Source organism: Proteus myxofaciens ATCC 19692 (genome assembly GCF_001654855.1).
Classification (GTDB): Bacteria; Pseudomonadota; Gammaproteobacteria; order Enterobacterales; family Enterobacteriaceae; genus Proteus; species Proteus myxofaciens.
Genome location: NZ_LXEN01000039.1, coordinates 1 through 23679 on the forward strand (window position 1 = coordinate 1; position 23679 = coordinate 23679).

19 protein-coding genes are annotated in these 23679 nt (G+C 37.8%); 7 read left to right on the forward strand and 12 right to left on the reverse strand.

Annotation, left to right across the window (positions count from 1 at the left end; all coding sequences use genetic code 11):
* The 4 genes from M983_RS04505 to yacG form a co-directional block, all read left to right on the forward strand.
* Nucleotides 1-180 (forward strand): type II secretion system F family protein (locus tag M983_RS04505; protein WP_210433228.1); only part of this gene is annotated, 180 nt, incomplete at its 5' end.
* Between the two features lie 281 nt (nt 181-461).
* Nucleotides 462-1085 (forward strand): dephospho-CoA kinase, encoded by a 624-nt coding sequence (gene coaE / locus M983_RS04510; protein WP_066747680.1) that lies wholly within the window; start codon nt 462-464, stop codon nt 1083-1085.
* Nucleotides 1078-1830 carry a cell division protein ZapD gene (gene zapD, locus M983_RS04515; RefSeq protein ID WP_066747683.1) on the forward strand — a complete coding sequence of 251 codons (753 nt, stop codon included), beginning with the start codon at nt 1078-1080 and terminating at the stop codon, nt 1828-1830. The genes coaE and zapD overlap by 8 nt, the downstream gene beginning before the upstream one ends.
* Before the next feature lie 53 nt (nt 1831-1883).
* A complete protein-coding gene (gene yacG / locus M983_RS04520) occupies nt 1884-2096 on the forward strand; it encodes a DNA gyrase inhibitor YacG (RefSeq protein ID WP_066747686.1) in 213 nt (70 codons plus the stop codon).
* Between the two features lie 109 nt (nt 2097-2205).
* On the opposite strand, the gene mutT is transcribed toward yacG, so the two are convergent.
* Nucleotides 2206-2598 carry an 8-oxo-dGTP diphosphatase MutT gene (gene mutT, locus M983_RS04525; protein WP_066747689.1) on the reverse strand — a complete coding sequence of 131 codons (393 nt, stop codon included), beginning with the start codon at nt 2596-2598 and terminating at the stop codon, nt 2206-2208.
* A 741-nt stretch (nt 2599-3339) separates the two neighbouring features.
* On the opposite strand from mutT, the gene M983_RS04530 reads away from it, so the two are divergent.
* Both M983_RS04530 and M983_RS04535 read left to right on the forward strand, forming a co-directional pair.
* Complete coding sequence (locus M983_RS04530) at nt 3340-5025, forward strand: ShlB/FhaC/HecB family hemolysin secretion/activation protein (RefSeq protein WP_066747691.1); 1686 nt, start codon at nt 3340-3342, stop codon at nt 5023-5025.
* Between the two features lie 33 nt (nt 5026-5058).
* Nucleotides 5059-9792, forward strand: coding sequence for a hemagglutinin repeat-containing protein (locus M983_RS04535; RefSeq protein WP_066747694.1), 4734 nt, complete (start codon nt 5059-5061; stop codon nt 9790-9792).
* Between the two features lie 164 nt (nt 9793-9956).
* Here M983_RS04535 and secA read toward each other — a convergent pair whose 3' ends face one another.
* Both secA and secM read right to left on the reverse strand, forming a co-directional pair.
* Nucleotides 9957-12665: a preprotein translocase subunit SecA gene (gene secA / locus M983_RS04540; RefSeq protein ID WP_066747696.1), complete on the reverse strand. Its 2709-nt coding sequence runs from the start codon at nt 12663-12665 to the stop codon at nt 9957-9959.
* 80 nt (nt 12666-12745) lie between these two features.
* Nucleotides 12746-13273, reverse strand: coding sequence for a secA translation cis-regulator SecM (gene secM, locus M983_RS04545; protein WP_066747699.1), 528 nt, complete (start codon nt 13271-13273; stop codon nt 12746-12748).
* A 54-nt stretch (nt 13274-13327) separates the two neighbouring features.
* On the opposite strand from secM, the gene M983_RS04550 reads away from it, so the two are divergent.
* Nucleotides 13328-13846 carry a DUF721 domain-containing protein gene (locus M983_RS04550; protein WP_066747702.1) on the forward strand — a complete coding sequence of 173 codons (519 nt, stop codon included), beginning with the start codon at nt 13328-13330 and terminating at the stop codon, nt 13844-13846.
* Nucleotides 13847-13873: 27 nt separating this feature from the next.
* On the opposite strand, the gene lpxC is transcribed toward M983_RS04550, so the two are convergent.
* From lpxC to murD, 9 genes are all read right to left on the reverse strand, one after another.
* Complete coding sequence (gene lpxC, locus M983_RS04555; RefSeq protein ID WP_066747749.1) at nt 13874-14791, reverse strand: UDP-3-O-acyl-N-acetylglucosamine deacetylase; 918 nt, start codon at nt 14789-14791, stop codon at nt 13874-13876.
* A 98-nt stretch (nt 14792-14889) separates the two neighbouring features.
* Entirely contained in the window at nt 14890-16056 is a 1167-nt protein-coding gene (ftsZ, locus tag M983_RS04560; protein WP_066747705.1) for a cell division protein FtsZ, read from the reverse strand.
* A gap of 69 nt (nt 16057-16125) precedes the next feature.
* A complete protein-coding gene (gene ftsA / locus M983_RS04565; RefSeq protein ID WP_066747708.1) occupies nt 16126-17382 on the reverse strand; it encodes a cell division protein FtsA in 1257 nt (418 codons plus the stop codon).
* Nucleotides 17383-17423: 41 nt separating this feature from the next.
* Nucleotides 17424-18209: a cell division protein FtsQ gene (gene ftsQ / locus M983_RS04570; protein ID WP_066747711.1), complete on the reverse strand. Its 786-nt coding sequence runs from the start codon at nt 18207-18209 to the stop codon at nt 17424-17426.
* Nucleotide 18210: 1 nt separating this feature from the next.
* A complete protein-coding gene (locus tag M983_RS04575) occupies nt 18211-18585 on the reverse strand; it encodes a hypothetical protein (protein WP_066747752.1) in 375 nt (124 codons plus the stop codon).
* Nucleotides 18586-18590: 5 nt separating this feature from the next.
* Entirely contained in the window at nt 18591-20054 is a 1464-nt protein-coding gene (murC, locus tag M983_RS04580; RefSeq protein ID WP_066747714.1) for a UDP-N-acetylmuramate--L-alanine ligase, read from the reverse strand.
* A 41-nt stretch (nt 20055-20095) separates the two neighbouring features.
* Entirely contained in the window at nt 20096-21178 is a 1083-nt protein-coding gene (gene murG / locus M983_RS04585) for an undecaprenyldiphospho-muramoylpentapeptide beta-N-acetylglucosaminyltransferase (protein WP_066747717.1), read from the reverse strand.
* The gene (ftsW, locus tag M983_RS04590; RefSeq protein WP_066747719.1) at nt 21175-22368 is read right to left on the reverse strand and encodes a cell division protein FtsW; all 1194 of its coding nucleotides are present in this window, start codon (nt 22366-22368) and stop codon (nt 21175-21177) included. Before ftsW ends, murG begins: the two co-directional genes overlap by 4 nt.
* Complete coding sequence (gene murD, locus M983_RS04595) at nt 22368-23678, reverse strand: UDP-N-acetylmuramoyl-L-alanine--D-glutamate ligase (protein ID WP_066747729.1); 1311 nt, start codon at nt 23676-23678, stop codon at nt 22368-22370. Before murD ends, ftsW begins: the two co-directional genes overlap by 1 nt.
* Between the last annotated feature and the right edge of the window lies 1 nt (nt 23679).

Here is a 23679-nt window from a genome sequence, read left to right on the forward strand (position 1 = left end):
CAATTGCTCTTTTTTTGTCAACAACTAAGCGATTGGTTTCGCTACCAACTTGAAGATAATCTTAATACTTTAAGTACTTGGCTAGAGCCTATACTAATGGCGATTATTGCTCTAATCATCGGTACACTTGTGATTGCAATGTATCTTCCTGTTTTGTACTTAGGCGATACCATTCAGTAAAATGATAATTTAAAAGTAATGCAAAGCTGAATAACGATGTTATGTAATAAAATACACATTTAATGGGTGTGTTTCATTTAAAGACAAAAATATAACCAATTGATTAATATCAATAAAAATAACTAATTTTCATATTATGTTTCAGGGTAGCAGAAAATCACTTATTATAATAACCGAATAAAACCTAAATATTACGGTTATTATCTTGTGATAAAAACAAAATTAGGCTTTAGAATAGCTCATTAATAATAGTATTTTTTAATCAATTATAGATAAACAGAATGACTTATACAGTTGCACTTACAGGCGGAATTGGAAGTGGCAAGACCACCATTGCCCATGCTTTTGCTTCATTAGGTGTGCAAATTATTGATGCTGATGTGATTGCTCGTCAGGTCGTTGAACCACATTCTATAGGGCTTAAAGCGATACACCAATATTTTGGTGATACGATTTTATTGCCTGATGGTACATTAGATAGAGCCCAATTACGTCATATTATTTTTGAACATGATGATAAAAAAAAGTGGTTAAATCAGCTTCTTCACCCATTAATACAACAAGAAACACAAAAACAGATACAACAAATTAAATCACCTTATTTTATTTGGGTAGTACCTCTTCTTATCGAAAATAAATTAACACATTTAGCTGATCGTGTTCTTGTCGTCGATGTGTCAGAAGAAGAGCAGATAGCAAGAACCATGCAACGCGATAACGTCAGCCGAGAACATGTTATTAATATCTTAAATGCACAAACCCAAAGAAAAGAACGGTTAGCTGCAGCTGATGATATTATTGAAAATCACGATGGTGACAAGCAAATCACAGAAAAAGTTGCACAACTTCATCAGCTTTATTTAGCATTAGCTCAACATGCTTTACAGGACAATAGCCATGAGTGATGACATCACAACAATTATTTTTGAACATCCCCTCAACGAAAAAATGCGTTCATGGCTTAGGATTGAAAATTCATTAATTCAAATAAATAGTTTTCAAGCAATTAATTCATTACCTTCAGCTATGTCTTTTTTCCGTGCAATTGCAGAATTTATTGAAGTATTAGATAGAGGCGAGATAAGGGCTGAGCTTTTAAAAGAATTAGAAAAAAGACAAAAAAAATTACAGCAATGGCTATCATTTCCTAATGTTGATAAATCTATTGTCAATCAAATCATTAACGAATTAGCGCAAAGCGCTGCTGTTTTAAGCAACGCGCCTCGTATTGGTCAACATCTAAAACAAGATAAAATAATCAGCCTAATTAAACAACGATTAAGTATTCCTGGTGGATGCTGTAGCTTTGATATTCCTGCGCTGTATTTATGGCTAAATCTACCTCAATCTATACGAGATGAAAAATTAAAAAATTGGGTTGATGGCTTAGCGCCATTACAAAATGCTTTAAATAGTTTACTAACGCTAATCCGTCAATCAGATACCTTTAAGCCGGCATTAAGTCATCGGGGATTTTATCAAGATGGTGCAGAGGAAAGTGAGTTATTGCGGATAAGAATTGCCGTTAAACATCAAATTTACCCACAAATATCAGGACATAAAACTCGTTATGCCATCCGTTTTTTACCTCTAGATAGTGAAAATGGTATCATTCCTATTGAGTTGCCTTTTGAGATTGCCTGTTGCTAACATAGTCGTTATTGATATACGCAAAGCAATACACACAAAATGCTGGAGCATGAATGAGCGAAGAATTAATTGTAAAATGCCCAATCTGTCAAACTGAGGTTATTTGGAATAAAAACAGTCCCTATCGCCCTTTTTGCAGCAAACGTTGTCAACTGATTGATTTAGGCGAATGGGCTGACGAGGGAAAACGGATCCCAAGCCAAGGTGATAGTAATGACAGCGATGACTGGAGTGAAATGCCATCACAAGAGCCGCAAAACCACTAATACAATTACTATAATAATCTAATTATTATTTTTAGTGTATTTAACAGAAAATAGCCACTTATATAAAGTGGCTATTTTTTTATGTCATTCGCCCCTATTTTCGCCTATGTTATTTTTGTAATAACGCAACAATAGTACGATTTGCAGGAGGGAAATCTTCAGCGTTTAAATCGGCAATGGGTAGCCAACGAGAAAGTTGACCTTCTTTGCCATAAGGTTCATTTTCCCATTCAGAGACCATAAAGAAAGATAACGTAATATGCCTATCAGGAAAATCATGGACTACCGTGTCAATAAGCGAGCAACAAGTCACATCAATACCAATTTCTTCTTGTAACTCACGAAATAAAGCTTGCTCAGGTGTTTCATTTTCTTCAAGCTTGCCACCAGGAAACTCCCAATAACCACCCATATGAGATTTTAATGGACGTTGAGTAATAAAAACGTTTTGACGCTTATCACAAATAACCCCTGCTGCAATATGTAACCTTTTTTTATCCATCGTAGACAACCTATTGATATATTACAAATTTTAACACATTTTAATTTCATTATAACCGATATTGTTTAGTCTAACTCTGATTTTCTTCTATATAAAATCAACAATGTCACAGCCCTCATCAATAACCTATGAGAATAATTAAACCATGAAATATAGAAATTCATAATAATAACCAGCTAAATAATTATCAGTAATTTTTATTTCATATATTAAATTAAGAATTTATTAATTTTAAAAACGACAAAATAAAAACCTTACTTTTATTAAAGTTATTTCATTCATTAAAATAGCTATTCTTGGCTCTGTTTTTTAATGACATAAATAAATTCATCATTAACAAAAGAAAATTATTGGTCTTTTTTTCGAGCTTTATCTCATTATTTTATTTCTCTCTAATAAACACCCACCAAGTTTTATTACACCATGATATTTAATGCTAATTTAACCAGCTAAAAAATAACCAAAAGGATTATCATCATGGAGATAACCACACTAAGCACTTACTCATTAAATCAAATGTTTAATTAAGTTTTAACAATATAAAAAATTTCACATATATCAAAATTTAATATTAAAACTTATTGTTATTTATCTTTATTTCATCGATTTTCAATTTATTTTCATATTGAGAGTATAAGGAGTTTATTAATTTAATATTAAAGATAATATAAAAACAATAATTAGCTTTTTATATTTTTAGATATTATTTAATTCAAATAAATACCTTTATATTGAGGTAAAATGAAAAAAACTATTTTCTTATTGATACTATTAACTGCCTTTTCTTCGAGTAGAGTAACAGCAAACGAAATAAATGATTTGAGTTCTATAGGTGAATCAAGGCGAGCATTACAAGATAGCCAGCGCGAAATAAACCAGCTTATAGAACAGAATCGATATCAGCAACTTAGAGAAAACGCATTAGAAACGACACCAGCACCAACATTGATAACAGAATCAGAACATTGTTTACCTATAAATGGAGTTTATATTCAAGGGATAACTTTGCTTAATGAAAATGATCTTGATTCACTATCGCCACTTCCTGAGCATTGTATTAAAAGCATTCATATCAATAGATTAGTAAAGGAGTTAACACAACGTTATATAAAAAAAGGATATATTACAGCAAGAATTCAATTTTTACGTCCCAATGAAAATGGAGAACTCGGCCTTTATGCGATTGAAGGATTTGTGGAGCGTATTAATGGTGGTGATAGAAACGTCAATATAACAATGCTATTTCCTCATATTGAGGGAAAACCATTAACATTGACGATACTTGACCAAGGATTAGATCAAGCAAATCGCTTGCAATCCAATAAAGTTAAACTTGATATATTGCCGGGTACAAAGTTAGGTGGCTCCATTATCCAGCTTTCTAATCAACGTCAAGCATCATGGCACATCAATGTCACTAACGATAATTATGGGCAAAAAAATTCAGGCCGTTGGTTAGTTCGTGCTAATGCAAGTCTAGATAGTCCATTGGGTCTATCTGATTTTATTAGCCTTAATACCAATATCACGACAGATAATCCCGATACACGCTTTAATCGAGCGTATACCCTACTCTATTCTGTACCTTATGGTGCATTCACATTTAGCACATTTGGTAGTTATTCAGAATATGAATTTCATCAACCATTACAAACACGTACCGTTCGTTTGCATGGCGATACATCACAAGTTGGATTAAGAACAGACTACGTTTTTTATCGAAATCAAACCCAAATTAATACGTTAAATGTGCAAGTAACTCATAAGCGTATACGCAACTATTTTAGCCAACTCCGCCTTGATCTGAATAGCCCAACACTCACAACCATTGAGATAGGCGCAAACCATTTACACATTGTGCGCAATGGTGTGGTGAGTATAAATGCCAGTGCAGAAAAGGCAGTAAGTTGGTTTGGTGCCGATAATTCACCTTATGTGGCTAATGGTAACAGTAATAACTATCGATTTACAAAAGTAAAGCTATTCACCAATTGGCAACAACGTTTTTCACTCTTTGAGCATACATTTTTATTCAATAGCTTACTATTTGCACAATATAGTCCCGATGCACTTCCTGGCGTTGAATGGCTTAGCCTCACTGATAAAAATGCAATCCGTGGTTTTGATAAAAGCACGCTCTCTGGTGATAACGGTGGCTATTTCCGCAATACGCTGTCTTACCCTTATAAAATCAATTCATTATCAATAACACCACGAATAGGTTTAGACACGGGCCGAGTTCACCAACACAACAGTGCTGAAGGCTGGCGTAGTGGCTATGGCATAAGTTCAGGTCTTAATTTCCAATATAAAAAAGCGCAATTGGATATCGAAATTGCCAAAGGTCATCTTCTTTACTATCAAAAAAAAACCAATAAAACCAAAGACCCTACACAACTATTAGTTCGATTTTCATATTTATTTTGAATTACACTCATAGCAAACAATGGAGATAACTCTATGAAATCAAAAAACTTTAAGCTTTCACCCTCTGGTAGGCTTGCCGCCTCTTTAGCGATTATTTTTGTTTCGCTAAATGTATTTGCTGATGGCATTGTACCTAATTCTGGTCATCAAGGTCCTGATGTCTCTTCTGTTAATGGTGGAACACAAGTTATTAATATTGTGACTCCTAACAATGAAGGTATCTCTCATAACCAATACCAAGATTTTAATGTTGGCAAACCAGGTGCTGTATTTAACAATGCGTTGGAACAAGGCCAATCACAACTTGCAGGGCAATTAAATGCCAATAGTAATTTAAACGGTCAAGCCGCTTCTGTTATTTTGAATGAGGTTGTTAGCCGCAATCCTTCATTCTTATTGGGTCAGCAAGAGGTTTTTGGTATTGCTGCCGAATATGTACTTTCTAATCCTAATGGTATCACTTGTGATGGTTGCGGTTTTATAAATACCAGCCGTTCTTCTTTGGTTGTGGGTAATCCTTTATTTGAAAATGACCATCTTGTTGGCTATAGCACATTAAACAATACTCATTTACTTTCTGTCGGTCAAAATGGCTTAACAACAACTGGACTTTTAGATCTTATTGCACCACGTATTGATAGTAGAGGTCATATTACTGCGGCTGAAATTTCAGCATTAACAGGTCAAAATACTTTCTCTCAACGCTTTGATATTCTCTCAACACAGAAACCCACATCAGCATTAGATAGCTATTTCTTTGGTAGTATGCAATCAGGGCGTATTCGTATTATTAATACCGCAGAAGGTAGTGGTGTTAAATTAGCAGGTCAATTTGTTGCTGATAATGAATTGAACGTAAAAGCAGATAATATCCAGACTGATAGCCAAGTTCGTTATAGTCAGCATGATAAAGATGGCAGTGAGAACTATCAAAATTATCGTGGTGGAATTCATGTAAATAACACAACATCAAGCCAAACACTGACAAAAACGGCATTAAAAGGCAAAAATATCACATTAATTGCCGATAATAAAAATCAAATAAAAGCCTCCAATTTGGTCGGTGAGGATATTTTATTACAAGGTGCAAACCTAACGGTTGATGGCCAACAATTGCAACAAAAAGAGACAGATATAGACAATCGTTGGTTCTACTCTTGGAAATATGACACCACAAAAGAAAAAGAACTCATTCAACAAGTTGGTAGTCAAATAGAGGCTAAAAATAATGCAACCCTTAATGCTACAAAAGGCAATGTCACATTAGAAGGTGCCAAAGTTAGTGCAGGAAATACACTGGCCATTAATGCCAATAAAGATATCCGCATTAATGGGTTAGTTGAGCAAGAAAATCACCATGAAAACGGTTATAAACGTAATCATACTTCACGTTTAGAAACGGGTAGCTGGAGTCATAGCCAGCAAAAAGAGCATTTATTCGCGAGTGAATTAACCGCAGGCAATACTTTGGGATTAAATGCTGAAGGTGACATTAATACTCAAGGCGCAACCCTTCATTCAAATGAAAATATTGTTCTAAATGCGAAAGATAATATTCATCTCAATATTCAAAATACCAACAATGATAAGACTATAACTGACAACCATGTTGTTTGGGGTGGTATTGGTGGTGGAAATAACAAGAACAATAACAATAAACAAAATATCAGTCATGGCACAGCTGTAACCGCTAATGGTCAACTAGTACTTGCTACTGATAATAATGTGAAGATCACCGGTAGCCAAGTTAAAGGTAATCAAGGTGCATTCGTTAAAACCACTAAAGGTGATGTCGTTATAGATAATGCTATAAGTGAAACTATAAGTAAAGTTGATGAGCGAACAGGCACTGCATTTAATATCACTAAAAATTCTCATAAAAATGAAACTAATCAACAAGTTTCAAAAGGTAGCGAGCTTGTCTCTGATGCTGAATTAACGGTATTAAGTGGAAAAGACCTTCATGTTATTGGTAGTTTAATCGAAAGTGCAGATGAGTTAGGTATTCAATCACTTGGTGATATTAATATTAAATCTGCTCAACAAATCACTAAACAGTATGATGAAAAAACCACATTAGAAGTGATAGGCCATGCTAAAGAAGTTGAAGATAAGCAATATAGCGCAGGTTTTCATATTACTCATACTTCAAATAATCATGACAGCACAAAAACAGAGCAAGTAGGCTCAGCTATAAAAGGAAATAGTGTTAAAATTCAAGCCAATAAAGACGTGACATTCAGTGGTTCTTCTCTTAATACAACTGGCGGTAATGCCTCAGTATCAGCAGATAATATCGCTTTTGTTTCAGCTGAAAATAAAACGCAATCTGATAATACCGATACCACTATATCAGGTGGATTTAGTTATACCGGTGGTGTCGATAAAGTCGGTAATAAAGCCGATTTCCAATATGATAAGCAACATAACAATACTGAAATTGTTAAAAATAGAGGTAGTGAAACGCAGATTGCAGGTGATTTAACGCTGAAAGCTAACCATGACATCACTCATCAAGGCGGAAAACATAGCATTGAAGGTACTTACAATGAATCAGGTGAAAACCTCACTCATTTAGCGGCAAATGATAGTATTTCATCAAAAACAGATAAACTTAATGTCAGTGTTGATGTTGGTGTGAATTTAGATTATAGCGGTGTGACACAACCAATTAAAAAAGCAGTTGAAGATGGTATTGAAACGACAAAACCCAACAATAACAATGATCTTAATAAGAAAATCACAGCAAAAGATGCTATTGGGAACTTGGCAAATTTAGGCAATTTAGAAACACCCAATATCGGTGTTAATGTTGGTGTTAAAGGTGGTGGTAGCCAGTCTTCACATTCAGATAGCCAAGCAATTTCAACATCAATTACAGCAGGTAAAGTGAATGTTGATAGCAATGATAAGTTGCATGATCAAGGTACTCACTATCAATCCACACAAGGTGATATCTCACTAACTGCTAATACACATATCAGCGAAACCTCTCATAATCAACATCAAGAACATGCTCATGAAACAATCGGTGGTGGTCAAGTTGGTGTTAGCACAAAAACGGGTAGTGATATCGATGTTGCGATTAAAGGTGATGGTAAAACAACTAATAGCCATTCAACAAGTACGAAAGCCGAAGATAGCCAATTAACGTCAGCAGGAGACATTCATATTCAGGTTCGTGATGGTGCTCATTATGAGGGCACTAATTTCAATGCTGAAAGTGGTAAAATAGTTATTAATACTGGGGGTGATTTAACCTTAGCACAAGCAACAAATCAACATTCAGAAAGCCAAGACAGTGTTAATGGTAGTGCAAACCTAAAAGTAGGTACAACACCAACAAGTAAAGAATATGGTGGTGGCTTTAATGCTGGTGGAGCTAAACATCAAAAAGAGGAATCAATAGCAGTAGTCAGCTCAGTTAACGCCAAATCAGGTATTGAGTTAACCTCAGGCCATGATCTAACGCTACAAGGAACCTCTCTTGAAAGTGGAAGTAATATTGATTTAACTGCTAAAAATCGTGTTGATTTAAATGCAAGTGAGTCTCAACGAACTGAAACAGGTAATAATTTATCAGGTGGATTACAACTCGGTGGTGGTAAAAAAACGACAGATAAATCATCTTCAATTAATGGGTTAGGTGGCGCTGAATTTGCAATTGGTAAGCAAGATGAAAAACGTGTTTCTCGTGAAGGTGGCTCTATTAATCATCAAGGTGATTTAACCATTAATGGTAGTTCAGTAGAGCTTCAAGGTACACAAGTTAAGAGCAACAATATTGAGCTCACTTCAAACTCAGGTGATACCACTATCACATCAGCACAATCCACTGATTATAAAAATAATTGGGGTACAGATCTTTCTTTAAATGGTAAACAAACTAATACCACACCAAAAGAAGTTAATGAAGAAAATCCTGTTACTGCTATCCATAAATTCGGTGGCAAAGTTGCTGTAAATGTTGATGATCAACAAAAATCAACGTATCAAAACGCAACGTTAGAAACAGGACAATTAACCATTAATAGTGATAAAAATCTCACTTTAACAGGTACGAATATCTCTACTGATAATGTCACAGGGCATGTTGGTGGTGATCTTAATGTATCAAGCCAAAAAGAAAGCGATCGCCATGTTAATGTTGGTGTTGATATAGGATATAACCACACGAATGATCCTAAATCTAGCCAAGTTAATAAAACAGCAAAAGCAGGAGGATCTCTACTAGAGAATACCATTAAAGAGACTATAGACTCTGGTATTAAATCAGCCTCTGATTCTATTTCTAATAAATATGATACATTATCATCTAAATTTGCTGATAAAACAGGCATTAGTAATGATACCAAAGCCAAAATTGATAAAGGTGTTAACTATGTCGGAAATGGCATCAAAAATATCGTCACAGGTGCTGAAGGTCATACTGCAAACGCAAATATCAATGTAACTCATATTGATAATGATGCAGTAACTAAGGCAACGACTATTCATAGCCAAAATGGTATCGCATTAAATGTTGATGGAAATACAACATTAACAGGGGCTGAAATCATCAGTAAAAATGGCAATGTTGACGTTGGTGGTAGCAATGTGAAATTAAATAATATTGATGGACATCGCTATGAAGCCGGTGTGGCTCTTGATTTAAAATCATCCGCAGTAGATTTAGTTAAACAACTTTCTGATGGTAGTCTCTCAATTAAATCACCTGTAAAAGTGAATGAAACAGTGAATACAAAAGCCTCTATTTCAGAAAATTAATACCTTAAAAGCATTAATGATCTTTTGATAATTAATGGCCTTTTATAAAAAAGAAACCCGCTAATAATATAAATATTAGCGGGTTTCTATCTTCAATATTTTATGGTTTCAATAGGATAATAAATAGCGCAATAATTTATTTTTACTACGCTATTAATCACCGATTAACCTAATTGGCCATGGCAGTGTTTATATTTCTTACCCGAACCACAAGGGCAAGGTTCATTACGACCCACTTTTTTACCTGTTGCAACTTGTCCATCAGTAGCAGACATTTGAGACTCTTTTGTCACTTCATGGCTGAGTTGTTGCTGTTGCGCTAAACGTTCAGCTTCTTCGCGGCGGCGACGTTCTAACTCTTCAACTTCTTCTGGTAAACGCACCTGCACCTTACTTAGTGTGCTGATCACTTCATATTTCAATGATTCCAACATATTAGCAAACATAGCGAAGGATTCACGTTTGTACTCTTGTTTTGGATCTTTTTGCGCATAACCACGTAAATGGATGCCTTGACGTAAGTAGTCCATCGCCGCTAGATGCTCTTTCCATAGCGTATCTAACGTTTGTAACATCACGCCTTTTTCAAAGTTACGCATCATTTCAGCACTAACGATTTCTTCTTTCGTTTTATAAACTTCAATCGCTTTTTCTAAAATACGCTCACGTAATGTTTCTTCGTGTAGCTCAGGCTCTTTATCAAGCCACTCTTTGATTGGCATATTTAAATCAAAGTCATTTTGTAAACATGCCGTCAATCCTTCAATATCCCACATCTCTTCCAGTGATTGAGGTGGAATGAAGTTATCAATCATGCGTGTGAAGACATCTTCGCGAATACTATCTATAGTTTCACTTACATCTGAAACATCTAGCAGTTCGTTACGTTGTGTATAAATAGCGCGACGTTGATCATTAGCAACATCATCATATTCAAGTAATTGTTTACGGACATCAAAGTTACGGTTCTCAACTTTACGTTGAGCATTAGCAATCGCTTTAGTGACCCAAGGATGCTCAATCGCTTCGGTTTCATTCATTCCTAATTTACGCATCATGCCAGAAACTTTCTCTGACGCAAAAATACGCATTAAGGAGTCTTCCATAGAAAGATAAAAACGAGAAGAACCTTGGTCACCTTGACGACCAGCACGACCACGTAATTGGTTATCAATACGACGAGATTCGTGACGTTCTGTACCAATAATGTGTAAACCACCTGAGGCTAATACCGCATCATGGCGCGCTTGCCACTGTGCTTTTAACTCTTCAATTTGTTCATCTGTTGGATCTTCAAGTTTAGCTAACTCAGTCTGCCAGCTACCACCTAACACGATATCTGTACCACGACCCGCCATATTTGTAGCAATAGTTACTGCACCAGGTAAACCCGCATTAGCAATGATATCGGCTTCCATAGCGTGGAATTTTGCATTTAACACATTATGGTGAACATTTGCTTTCGTTAATGCATTTGAAATTTCTTCTGATTTTTCAATCGAGATAGTACCAACAAGAACAGGTTGACCATTTTTAGTTCGTTCACGAATATCTTCAATGATAGCGGCAAATTTACCTTTCTCATTCATATAAACTAAATCAGGCAGATCTTTACGTACCATAGGGCGGTTAGTCGGAATAACAATGGTTTCTAAGCGGTAAATGGAATTAAATTCGAACGCTTCTGTATCCGCTGTCCCTGTCATACCCGCTAATTTTTCATATAAACGGAAGTAGTTTTGGAAAGTAATTGATGCCAATGTTTGGTTTTCGTTCTGGATTTTTACACCTTCTTTTGCTTCAACTGCTTGGTGTAAGCCATCAGACCAACGACGACCTTGCATTGTACGGCCTGTATGCTCATCGACAATAATAACCTCACCATCTTTAACAATATAATCTACATCTTTGGTAAAGAGTGCATGAGCACGTAAGGCTGCAGTAACATGGTGCATTAACATGATATTTGCTGGCGAATAAAGTGATTCGCCTTCTTTCATCATGCCTGCATCGGCTAATAAACCTTCGATTTTGACAAGACCACGCTCTGTGATATTGACTTGACGAGATTTTTCATCAATAGAATAGTCACCTTCACCTTGGAATGAGTCGGAATCTTCTTTTTCTTGAGATACCAAGTGAGGGATTACTTTATTCATTTGGATATAAAGCTCAGAACTGTCTTCTGCAGGGCCTGAGATAATAAGAGGCGTACGAGCTTCATCGATTAAGATGGAGTCAACCTCATCCACTAATGCATAGTGTAATTTACGCTGAACACGTTCTTCTGGGCTAAATGCCATGTTGTCGCGCAGATAGTCAAAACCAAATTCGTTATTAGTTCCGTAAGTAATATCTGCATTATATGCTTCACGCTTAGCAACAGGCGGCATATTCGGTAAGTTAATACCGACACTTAAACCCAAAAATTCAAATAATGGACGGTTATTTTCCGCATCACGTTGTGCTAGATAGTCATTGACGGTAACAACGTGTACACCTTTACCTGATAAGGCATTTAAATAGGCAGGTAATGTCGCAGTTAATGTTTTACCTTCACCTGTACGCATCTCTGCGATACAACGCTCGTTAAGAACCATACCACCGATTAGCTGTACATCAAAGTGACGCATGCCAAATACACGTTTACTTGATTCACGTACTGTTGCAAATGCTTCAGGTAAAATACTCTCTTCTTTTTCGCCTTTTTTTAAGCGCTCACGAAATTCATCCGTTTTCGCTTTAAGTTCATCATCTGTCAGTTTTTCAAATTCTGGCTCTAATTTATTAATATCAATAACAATTTTGCGCATACGACGAATAGAGCGCTCATTACGGCTACCAAAAATTTTGGTTACAATTTTACCTAACATAAATCTTTATTCTCAATTATGGCGATAACGCCGAACATAGCCTCTGAATCATAATCAGAGATAATAGTAAATCGATAAAACTAAACGATTTTATTCGGTCCAGCACGAATACCGCGAGTTTGGGCTAGCCATAATCCGATGTGATAGGAAGGTGTGATTGGCGTAAAGCTATAGCAAGAAATAGGCAAATACGCTAAAGAAGAAGATGGTGCATCAGTTAATAACGCATAGAGCGTATCTAACATGACCTCTGCAACATTAGTTACAGGTAATGGCTCATCTTTGGCTTTTACCATCAATTCAGGGGAATTAATGGTAAATGCAAAAGACAGCTGACGAATAACATTTTTTACCGCGTGTTGTTGCCAGTAATTAAAGGTGAAGGATGATGCAGGATTCTGTACACTCTGACGTAGGAATAAGTTATCAAACGCGATTAGCGCCTGACTTTGACGATTTTGTGAAGATGAAGTATCTGTTTGCTGAGAATTATCGGCATGGGCAGACAACAGCGTAGGTATTCCGATACCTGCTGCTACCATCCCTAAAAGCAGATGCGACCAAAAATATCGCCTGCCAAATTGTCGCCAAAAATTTATAATGCTCATTAACCTTCGCTATTACTTGTTAAGCTTTTTAATCTTTTTTTATGGAGTCAAAATATGCGGGATAGTTATCCTCAATCATTGGAAAAAATATTCAACGAACTTGAAGGCTCCAATAAAAGTACCCTGCAGCTTATTCAGCAACGAGCAACAATTTTACTAAGATTGAATCGCGCTGTCATTGCCCTTTTACCCACACCACTACAAGATAAATGTCGAGTGGCAAATTATCGTCATGCTATTTTAATTATTGAAGTCATAAACGCAAGTTGGTTAACACGATTACGTTATGAAATACCGTCATTACTTTCTGCATTAAGAAAAGAAATTTTACCATCCTTATCCTCAATAGACATCAAAATAAACCCTGCTTTAGGAACAAAACAGAAAAAAAATACTTTAATTTCATCAGTAAAAGACGGGAAAACAAAAGAGAGACGGCATTTAAGCCTAGAAAGTGCACAATCATTAAGATATTTGGCAGAAAAAAGCCCGAAAAAACTAAGAGAGAGATTAGAACGATTGGCTGCACTTGCCGGAGAGAGTACAAGTGCAACCAAAGGTGATGCTAATTAGAAATAATTAACATACATTTTGCTGGAATTAAGCAAAAACCATCGCTGGTGCTTTAAATGCTACTGGCATTTCAGCTTCGTCTTCAAAAGTAACGAATTCCCATGCAGATTCTTTTGCTAATACAGCTTGGAGCAATTTATTATTTAGAGCGTGACCTGATTTATACGCAGTAAACTCACCAATGATGTTATAACCGCACATAAATAAATCACCAATAGCATCTAACATTTTGTGACGAACAAATTCATCTTCAAAACGTAAGCCATCATCGTTGAGAACACGATAGTCATCAACAACGATTGCACAATCGAAGCTACCACCTAAACACAATCCTTTAGATTGTAAATATTCAATATCTCTCATAAATCCAAAAGTACGAGCACGGCTAATTTGGCTCATAAAAGATTCAGCAGAGAAATCTAAATTATAACGTTGAGTACTTGAATCAATAGCTGGATGATTAAAGTCGATAGTGAAATCTAATTTAAATCCATTGTATGGACGCATTTCAGCCCATTTATCGCCATCTTCAACACGTACTGTTTCTTTAATACGAATGAATTTTTTCGCTGTACGAAGCTCTTCAATACCTGCATCAAGTAATAAGAAGACAAACGGTGCTGCACTGCCATCCATAATAGGGATTTCAGGTGCATCCACTTCAATTACGATATTATCAATGCCTAAACCAGCAAGTGCTGCATTTAAATGCTCAACGGTTGATATACGCACATCATCTTCGTTCACCAAACATGTACATAACATGGTGTCACGAACTGATTTAGCGTCAGAAGGAAAATCCACCGGCGGATTTAAATCAGTACGACGGTAGATGACCCCAGTATTTGCTGGCGCTGGACGCATTGTAAGCGTAACTTTTTTACCCGTGTGAAGGCCCACACCAGTTGCTTGTACAATTCGTTTTAATGTCCGTTGTTTGATCATCATTTTATCTCGCAATGTTATCCGCCCTACCAATCATTATACTTATAATTGGTAGGACAGTTTAGCACAAAAAGCGGAGATGCCAATCTTTTTGGCGATTAATCAGCCTGTTTTCTTAGGAATGCAGGGATGTCTAAATAATCGGGCTCTTTATTCGTCTGTGTAGATTGTTCATTAACAGCCTTAGCAGCTGGCTTGTTCTCTTCCGCTGGTGTGAAAGAAGACATGCTATTTTGCATTTGCTGATAACGATTTTCCATCGCATTTTGCTGATTTTGTTTATTAGTGACTAGCGTGATTTCAGGACGTTTATCCATACCTATACCTGTTGCAACAACAGTGACACGCAATTCGTCATTCATTTCTGGGTCAAGGGATGTACCGATAACCACGGTTGCATTATCTGATGCAAATGCGCGAATGGTATTACCCACCGTTTCAAATTCATCAAGACGTAAATCAAAACCAGCGGTAATATTAACCAGAACACCACGTGCGCCAGATAAATCGATATCTTCCAGTAATGGACTAGAAATCGCCATTTCTGCGGCTTCTTCTGCACGATCTTCACCTTTAGCCGCACCTGAGCCCATCATGGCATAACCCATTTCAGACATCACAGTGCGCACATCAGCAAAGTCGACGTTCATTAAACCTGGGCGTGTAATCAGTTCTGCGATACCTTGAACAGCACCTTTTAATACGTCATTTGCTGCACCAAATGCATCCAGCAATGAAATACCACGACCAAGTACTTTTAATAATTTATCATTTGGGATAGTAATTAATGAGTCAACATGTTTTGATAACTCAGTAATACCTTGTTCCGCAAATGCCATACGTTTTTTACCTTCAAAATTGAAAGGTTTCGTCACGACAGCAACGGTCAAAATTCCCAAATCTTTTGCAACTTCAGCAACAACTGGTGCGGCACCTGTTCCTGTACCCCCACCCATACCAGCAGCGATAAAGACCATATCGGCACCTTCAAGTGCTGCACGCAGAGCTTCTCTATCTTCTTCTGCGGCATTTCGGCCTACTTCAGGATTTGCCCCTGCACCTAAGCCTTTCGTAATGGCATTACCAATTTGGATAGTTTGTCCAACTGCTGTTTTACGTAACGCTTGAGCATCCGTATTGACTGCAAAGAAATCTACGCCTTCAATACGTTCACGAACCATGTGCTCAACCGCATTACCGCCGCCGCCACCAACGCCGATGACTTTGATCACCGCATCGTTGGTTAATTCCATAGGTTCAAACATAATTTCTCTCCGTTTTGTGCCTTTTTAGGGTCGCTTGCTCAAACGACCTCTTTAAAAATTATTTAATTATTAAAACTCTCTTTTTAGCCAACCTGTCAGTTTCTTAAACAAACCGCTAACTGCAGAGCGTTTTTCGGTTTCTGTATCCTCACCAAAGTGGGACTCTTTACCGTAATGCAAAAGCCCTACTGCCGTAGAATAGAAGGGATCCTGCGCATAATCTGTTAGTCCGGTAATATTTAACGGTTTACCAATCCGTACTTGCGTGTGAAAAACACGTTGAGCACATTCGACAAGTCCATCAATTTGAGCCGCACCACCTGTTAGCACAATACCTGCAGCCAAGTGATGCTTTATACCTTGCTGACGTAACTGTTCTTGAGCTTTTAAAATTTCTTCATTAACAAGATTTAAAAGTTCGGTATAGCGAGGTTCAATAACCTCAGCAAGGGTTTGTCGTTGTAGACTTCTAGGTGGTCTACCTCCAACACTTGGAACTTCGACATTTTCATCTTTACCAACTAAAGAGCCTAATGCACAGCCATGGCGCACTTTGATAGCTTCTGCATCATTTGGTGGAGTACCAAATGCATAAGCAATATCACTCGTCACAACGTTACCTGCATAAGGAATAACGCGAGTATGTCTTAATGCACCACCGGTATAAATTGCGATATCCATCGTACCGCCACCAATATCAACAACGCAGACACCTAATTCACGTTCATCTTCTGTCAACACAGCGAAACTTGACGCCAGTCCCGCAAAAATCAGCTGATCCACTTTTAAACCACAGCGCTCAACTGCTTTTACAATATTCTTTGCCATATCGTTATGGCAGGTAATAAGATGAACTTTAGCTTGCATTCGCACACCTGATAACCCGACTGGATTTTTAATACCTTCTTGGTAATCAATAGCGTACTCTTGTGGTATCACATGTAAAACGCGATGTTCATCTTTTACTTTGACAGATTTCGCAGTATGCACCACGCTATCAACATCGTCTTGCGTGACTTCTTCTTCTGAGATTGGCACCATACCAATTTCATTCTGGCAACTAATATGCTTGCCTGATAACGCCAAATACACTGAAGAGATTTGACAATCAGCCATCAATTCAGCCTGATCTACCGCCCGTTGTACGCATTTGACGACAGATTCGAGATCATTAACACCACCTTTATCCATACCACGAGAAGGACAACTTCCAACTCCGATAATATTTACAACACCATCAGGCAGGATCTCACCGACAAGGGTGGCTACTTTGGCCGTTCCAATCTCAAGGCCAACTACTAATTTTCTGTCCGTCGCTTTGATCATTATTGTTCTGCCTTCGCCTTCATCGTGTTATCTGCTACGTTTTATTTATTCTCAAGTAATAAAGGAGCCCATCCAACAGCACCGCCACTGTCATAACGGAGATCAACATAATCCACCCGTTTATCTGTTTGTTGCTGCAATACTGGATACAACTCAATAAAGCGATCAATCCGTTTTTCGTTATCTTTACGACCTAACTCTAATCGGACATCATTATCTAACACTAACTGCCATCCTTGACGAGCAGACATTGCTGCTGCTTTTAAATTCAAGTTATTCGCCAAAAGCTTCTCTCTCATTGCGATATAACCTGATAACACCATTTTTTCGCTACCTTGTGGACCATATAACAAAGGATAATTCCCTTGTGTTTCCACTTCTGTTGGTAAGCTGAAAATTCGCCCCTCTTTATCAACAAAGTAACTATCATTCCAGCGGGCAAATGGCACATATTCTACCAAATGGATTTTAAGCTCATCAGGCCACTGCTTACGTACAGTGACTTGCCTAATCCATGGCATACGTTCAATCTGTTGTTGGATGCTATTAACATCTTGAGTCATAAATGTACCTGGCTGACCTAATGATAAAATCGCCTGTCGTACATCATCATTCGTCGTGTAATGCCGTTCTCCTGTGAGTACTAATTTTGAAATAGGGAGACGGTTTGCATCTTTCATCCAATTAACAATTTGTATTCCACCCCAAATAATGGTGGCAATGACACATAAGAAAAAGATTAATCCTGATAAATAGGTACCATTACTAGGTCTATCAGAATGACGATTTTCTTTGTGTTCTTTAGTATTTAGCGCTGCTTGTGACATATTAATTAATGTACTCCTGAGCAACGTTTAAACCAGAGAATCGTCTATTCTTTTGTTCTATATTCCTATGATTAATCTTTTCACGATAGCTATATACTTTATAAATATCTTTAGCTTTGATAACTAAATCACTAAATTGTTCAATATATTGAAAATTATTTACTTTAACAGTATTAAATGATCGTTTTTTCGTTTTTTTCGATACGCTTAACTGTGCATAGTTTCCAATACAATGTTGAGCAAGTCCAATATTGACCTTTTTACTCTCAAAAAGAGAGCAATAGTGAATAAAAGAAACCATCACAGTATGTACCTTACCCACTATAAGTGTTTTCATTGGCACGCTAAAGCGAATGATGTTCACTTGCTCAAACATCACTCCTACTCCTCAATCACCGATGGCTGTAATTTAGTTTCAGCCAAGCGACGTGCTATTTTACCAATATTTCCAGCACCTTGAACTAAAACAAGATCATTGTCTGTTAATACACCCGCTAATATCGAAGAAATATTATCCACATCAGAAACCCAAATAGGATCAAGCTTTCCACGCTGGCGAATCGTACGACAAAGAGAACGGCTATCAGCCCCAGTGATAGGTGCTTCACCCGCTGCATAAACATCCGTTAATAACAGAATATCAACCTGATTTAATACTGCTGCAAAATCCTCATACAAATCGCGAGTTCGCGTATAACGATGAGGTTGGAAAATCATGACCAAACGTTTATCTGGCCAACCTGCTCTAGCTGCTTTTATTGTAGCATCAACTTCTGTTGGATGATGACCATAGTCATCCACTAACATCACATTACCTTGTTGACCATTAACATGATCAAGGCTGTAATTTCCTAGAAAGTCAAAACGACGTCCCGTTCCTTGGAAATTAAGTAATGCAGCCAAAATATGTTCATCTGCAATACCTTCCTCTGTTGCCACAGCAACCGCAGCGGTAGCATTTAATGCGTTATGACGACCTGGTGAATTCAATACTACATCTAAATCAGGCATTCCTTCACGACGTATTGTGAAAAAGCCTTGTGCGCCTTTTTGCTCGTAATGAATAATGCGAGTATCTGCATCTTCACTAAAGCCATAAGTTGTAATATAACGGCCAACTTTAGGAATAATCGAGCGAATAACATCGTCATCAATACACATCACTGCACGCCCATAAAATGGTAGATTGTGCAAAAAGGTAATAAAGGTATCTTTTAGATTATCAAAATTACCGTGATAGGTATCCATATGATCTGCTTCTATATTTGTTACAACCGCAACCATGGGTTGCAAATGTAAAAACGAGGCATCACTTTCATCTGCTTCAGCAATTAAGTAACGGCTACATCCTAAACGTGCATGGGTACCTGCTGATTTAACCAGTCCTCCATTCACAAATGTCGGATCTAATCCTGCCTGTGCATATATATTAGAAACCATTGCTGTTGTTGTTGTTTTACCGTGTGTACCCGCAATCGCAACACCATGGCGATAACGCATTAATTCAGCGAGCATTTCTGCACGACGAATTACGGGTATCCGCGCTTCACGTGCGGCTATAATTTCTGGATTCTCTGCATTTATTGCAGTAGATACAACGACAACACTCGCACCATGAATATTTTCAGGGCGATGATTAAAATAGACCGTAGCACCTAAAGCTACCAATTGCTGTGTAACAACATTAGGCGCTAAATCAGAACCACTGATTTCATAGCCCTCGTTAGCCAACACTTCGGCGATCCCCCCCATGCCAGCACCACCGATGCCAACAAAGTGGATGTGTCGTACCTTTCTCATTTCAGGTACAAAAGATCGTAATTTCGCCAGTTGTTGTGTATTCACTATAGACTTCTTCACTCTAAGTTAATGGTTACAAGGTGCATTTATTTTTTTGCGACTTCAATTATCACATTTGCTACACGCTCTGTAGCATCGGTTATCGCCACTTTTTTAGCATTTACAGACATATTAAGTAGCTGTTCTCTATCCCAATTTTTTAGGATATTGGCGATAACATCCGGTGTTAAATCCTTTTGTTCAATAATGCGAGCAGCGCCTGCCTTTTCTAATGGCAATGCATTCCAATATTGCTGTCTGTCTTTATGTTGAAAAGGAACAAAAATAGCGGGTAATCCCGCAGCCGCAATTTCACTTACTGTTAATGCACCTGAACGACATACAACAACATCTGCCCATTGATAAGCTTGCGCTATATCATCAATAAATTCAGTAACTTTATACTCAGATTTAACTGAATTTTTAGCTAATTCATTTTGATAGCGTAAATTTGTATCACTTTCGCTACCTTTTCCTGCTTGATGCCAAATTGTAACATGCTCACCCAGTATTCCTGCAACAACTGGTATTGTATGATTTAAAATTCTAGCACCTTGGCTACCACCGATAACGAGTACACGAATAGGCCCTTCTCTATTTTGTAATCTCGTTTCTGGAGATTCGAGTGCTAATACATCTTTTCGCACAGGATTTCCCACTACAGGAGCATTCTTAAATGCACCAGGGAAAGCTTGTAATACACGCTTAGCAATTTTCGATAACCAGCGATTTGTTAATCCTGCAATACCATTTTGCTCATGTAATACAACGGGAATACCACACAGCCAAGCTGCAACGCCACCAGGGCCTGAAACATAGCCTCCCATACCAAGTACTGCATCAGGTTGATATGATTTCATAATTGCGCGAGCTTGAAAAATAGCCTTAATAATTCGTATTGGTGCCGCTAATAGCGCTTTAATACCTTTACCACGCAAACCGGAAATACGAATAAATTCAATCTCAATACCATGTTTAGGGACTAAATCGGCTTCCATTCTATCAGATGTACCTAACCAACGAATTTCCCAGCCTTGAGATTGTAAATAATGAGCAACTGCTAACCCAGGGAAAACATGCCCTCCTGTACCGCCGGCCATTACCATTAATCGGCGTTTACGATTGCTCATTTTGGACTCCTTACAAACGCCTGAGCTTGTGCCAAGCGTGTTTCATAATCAATTCGTAATAACATCACGATGGCTGTTGACATAATAATCAAACTTGAACCACCATAACTAATCAGTGGGAGCGTTAATCCTTTTGTTGGTAACATACCCGCTGCCGCACCAACATTGACGAGTGTTTGGAAGGTAAACCAAATCCCAATTGAACACGCTAAAAAGCCAGAAAAACGTTGTTCGAGAATTAAAGCCCGTCTACCAATTTGCATCGCTCGAAAAGCGATGAAGAATACCATTAAAAGGACTAAAACCACACCGATATAACCTAATTCTTCCGCTAAAATAGCGAAAATAAAATCCGTATGTGCTTCTGGTAGATATTCTAATTTTTGGACTGAATTTCCGAGTCCTTGGCCTAGTAAGTCACCACGACCAAATGCCATCAGTGATTGTGTTAACTGGTAGCCACTACCAAAAGGATCATCCCAAGGTTCTAGAAATGAAGTAATGCGTCGTACACGATAAGGTTCTACAATGATAAGCATGACAACAGCTGCAATACCAGAACCGATAATCGCGAGAAATTGCCAAATTTTAGCTCCAGCTAAGAACAGTAGCGCCAATGTCGTAACAAACAGAACAACAACGGTCCCTAAGTCTGGCTGTAATAGCAGTAATACGGCAAGAATAAGCATAACCCCCATAGGTTTACAAAAACCCCAAAAGTTATTTCTTACTTCTTCAACTTTTCTTACTAAATAACTCGATAAGTAGCAAAATAAGGCAAGCTTTGATAATTCTGCGGGCTGTACACGTAAAGGACCTAAAGCAATCCAACGCGATGCACCGTTTACAGAGCTACCTACTGCTAATACGACTAATAACAATAAGATAGAACCAAATAACATTAAGCTACTGTAACGCTGCCATACTGCCATTGGAATGCGCATCGTGACTAAAGCAATACAAAGCGCGACAATAATATAGATACCGTCACGCTTCGCAAAAAAGAACGGGTCTTCAGCTAAACGTTGCCCTACTGGCATTGATGCTGATGTCACCATCACAAAACCAACAACAGCTAATCCGAAGGTAAACCAAAGCAAAGTTCTATCATAAGGCACAAACGCGGTATTCTCAGTTTGATAACTGCCTACTAGCCATTGTTTTAGTCTGCGCATAACGGATAAACTCATTAGCCTAGCTCCCTCGCTAAACGTGCAAATTCATCACCACGTTGTTCAAAACTTTTAAATTGATCTAAGCTTGCACAAGCAGGAGAAAGTAACACCATATCACCTGATTTTATCGTTGGTGCTAAAGTACGGATGGCTTCTTCCATTGTTACCGTCAGTAGTGAAACACTAGGACGCAATTTAGCGAGCGCTTGCCCATCTTGTCCAAAACAGTAGAGGCGAATATTGTCACCGCTAATATAAGGAAGTAACGATGAAAAATCGGCTGATTTACCATCCCCTCCTAATAAAAGATGCAAAGTGCCATCTATATCAAGTCCTTTTAATGCGGCTTCTGTGCTCCCCACATTGGTCGCTTTTGAATCATTAATCCAACTAACACCTTGATATGAATAGACTAATTGAAAGCGATGAGCTAACCCATGGTAGGTTTTAAGTACATCAAGGGAGGCTGAGCGAGAAATACCAACGGCATCAGCGAGCGCTAAAGCTGCTAATGCATTGGTATAATTATGTTGGCCTGATAAATACATTTGTGCAGTAGACAACACTTGCTCACCATTAGCGATTAGCACTCTTTTCACGCTATCTAGGTGATAATCACCGTCTCCCACACCGAAACTTACACAACGCGTATCTTTTCCTACTAACGGTAACGTTAATGCATCATCTTCGTTATATACGCAAATTTTTGCATTATCATAAACACGTAATTTTGCTTCACGGTATTGTTCTAACCCTTCAGGATAGCGATTCATATGATCTTCGCTAATATTTAATACCGTCGCTGCTGTAGCTTTTAAGCTCGATGTTGTCTCTAATTGGAAACTTGAAAGTTCTAACACATAAAGAGAGCAAGGCTTAGTTAATAGCGTTAAGGCAGGTACACCAATATTGCCGCCAACACCAACATGAATACCATCAGCCTTAGCCATTTCGCCCACCAGCGTGGTTACTGTACTCTTACCATTAGAGCCTGTAATCGCAACTATTGGCGCGGTTGCTTCACGGCAAAATAGCTCAATATCACCAACAATTTCGACATTATGCTGAGCTGCTTCAATTAATTCCGGTGTTGATAAGGCAATGCCTGGACTTGAGACAATTAAATCAGCCTCATTAAGCCAAGGCTGATGAAAACTGCCGATGTGATATTCAACATCAGCAGGTAATTTGTCTAAACCACTTGGTTTTTGGCGAGTATCAATCACTTTCGGCGTAATACCTTTTCGGATAAAAAAGTCAACGCAGGAAAGACCTGTAATCCCAAGTCCTACGATAACGACCTTTTTCCCCTGATAGTTTGCCATA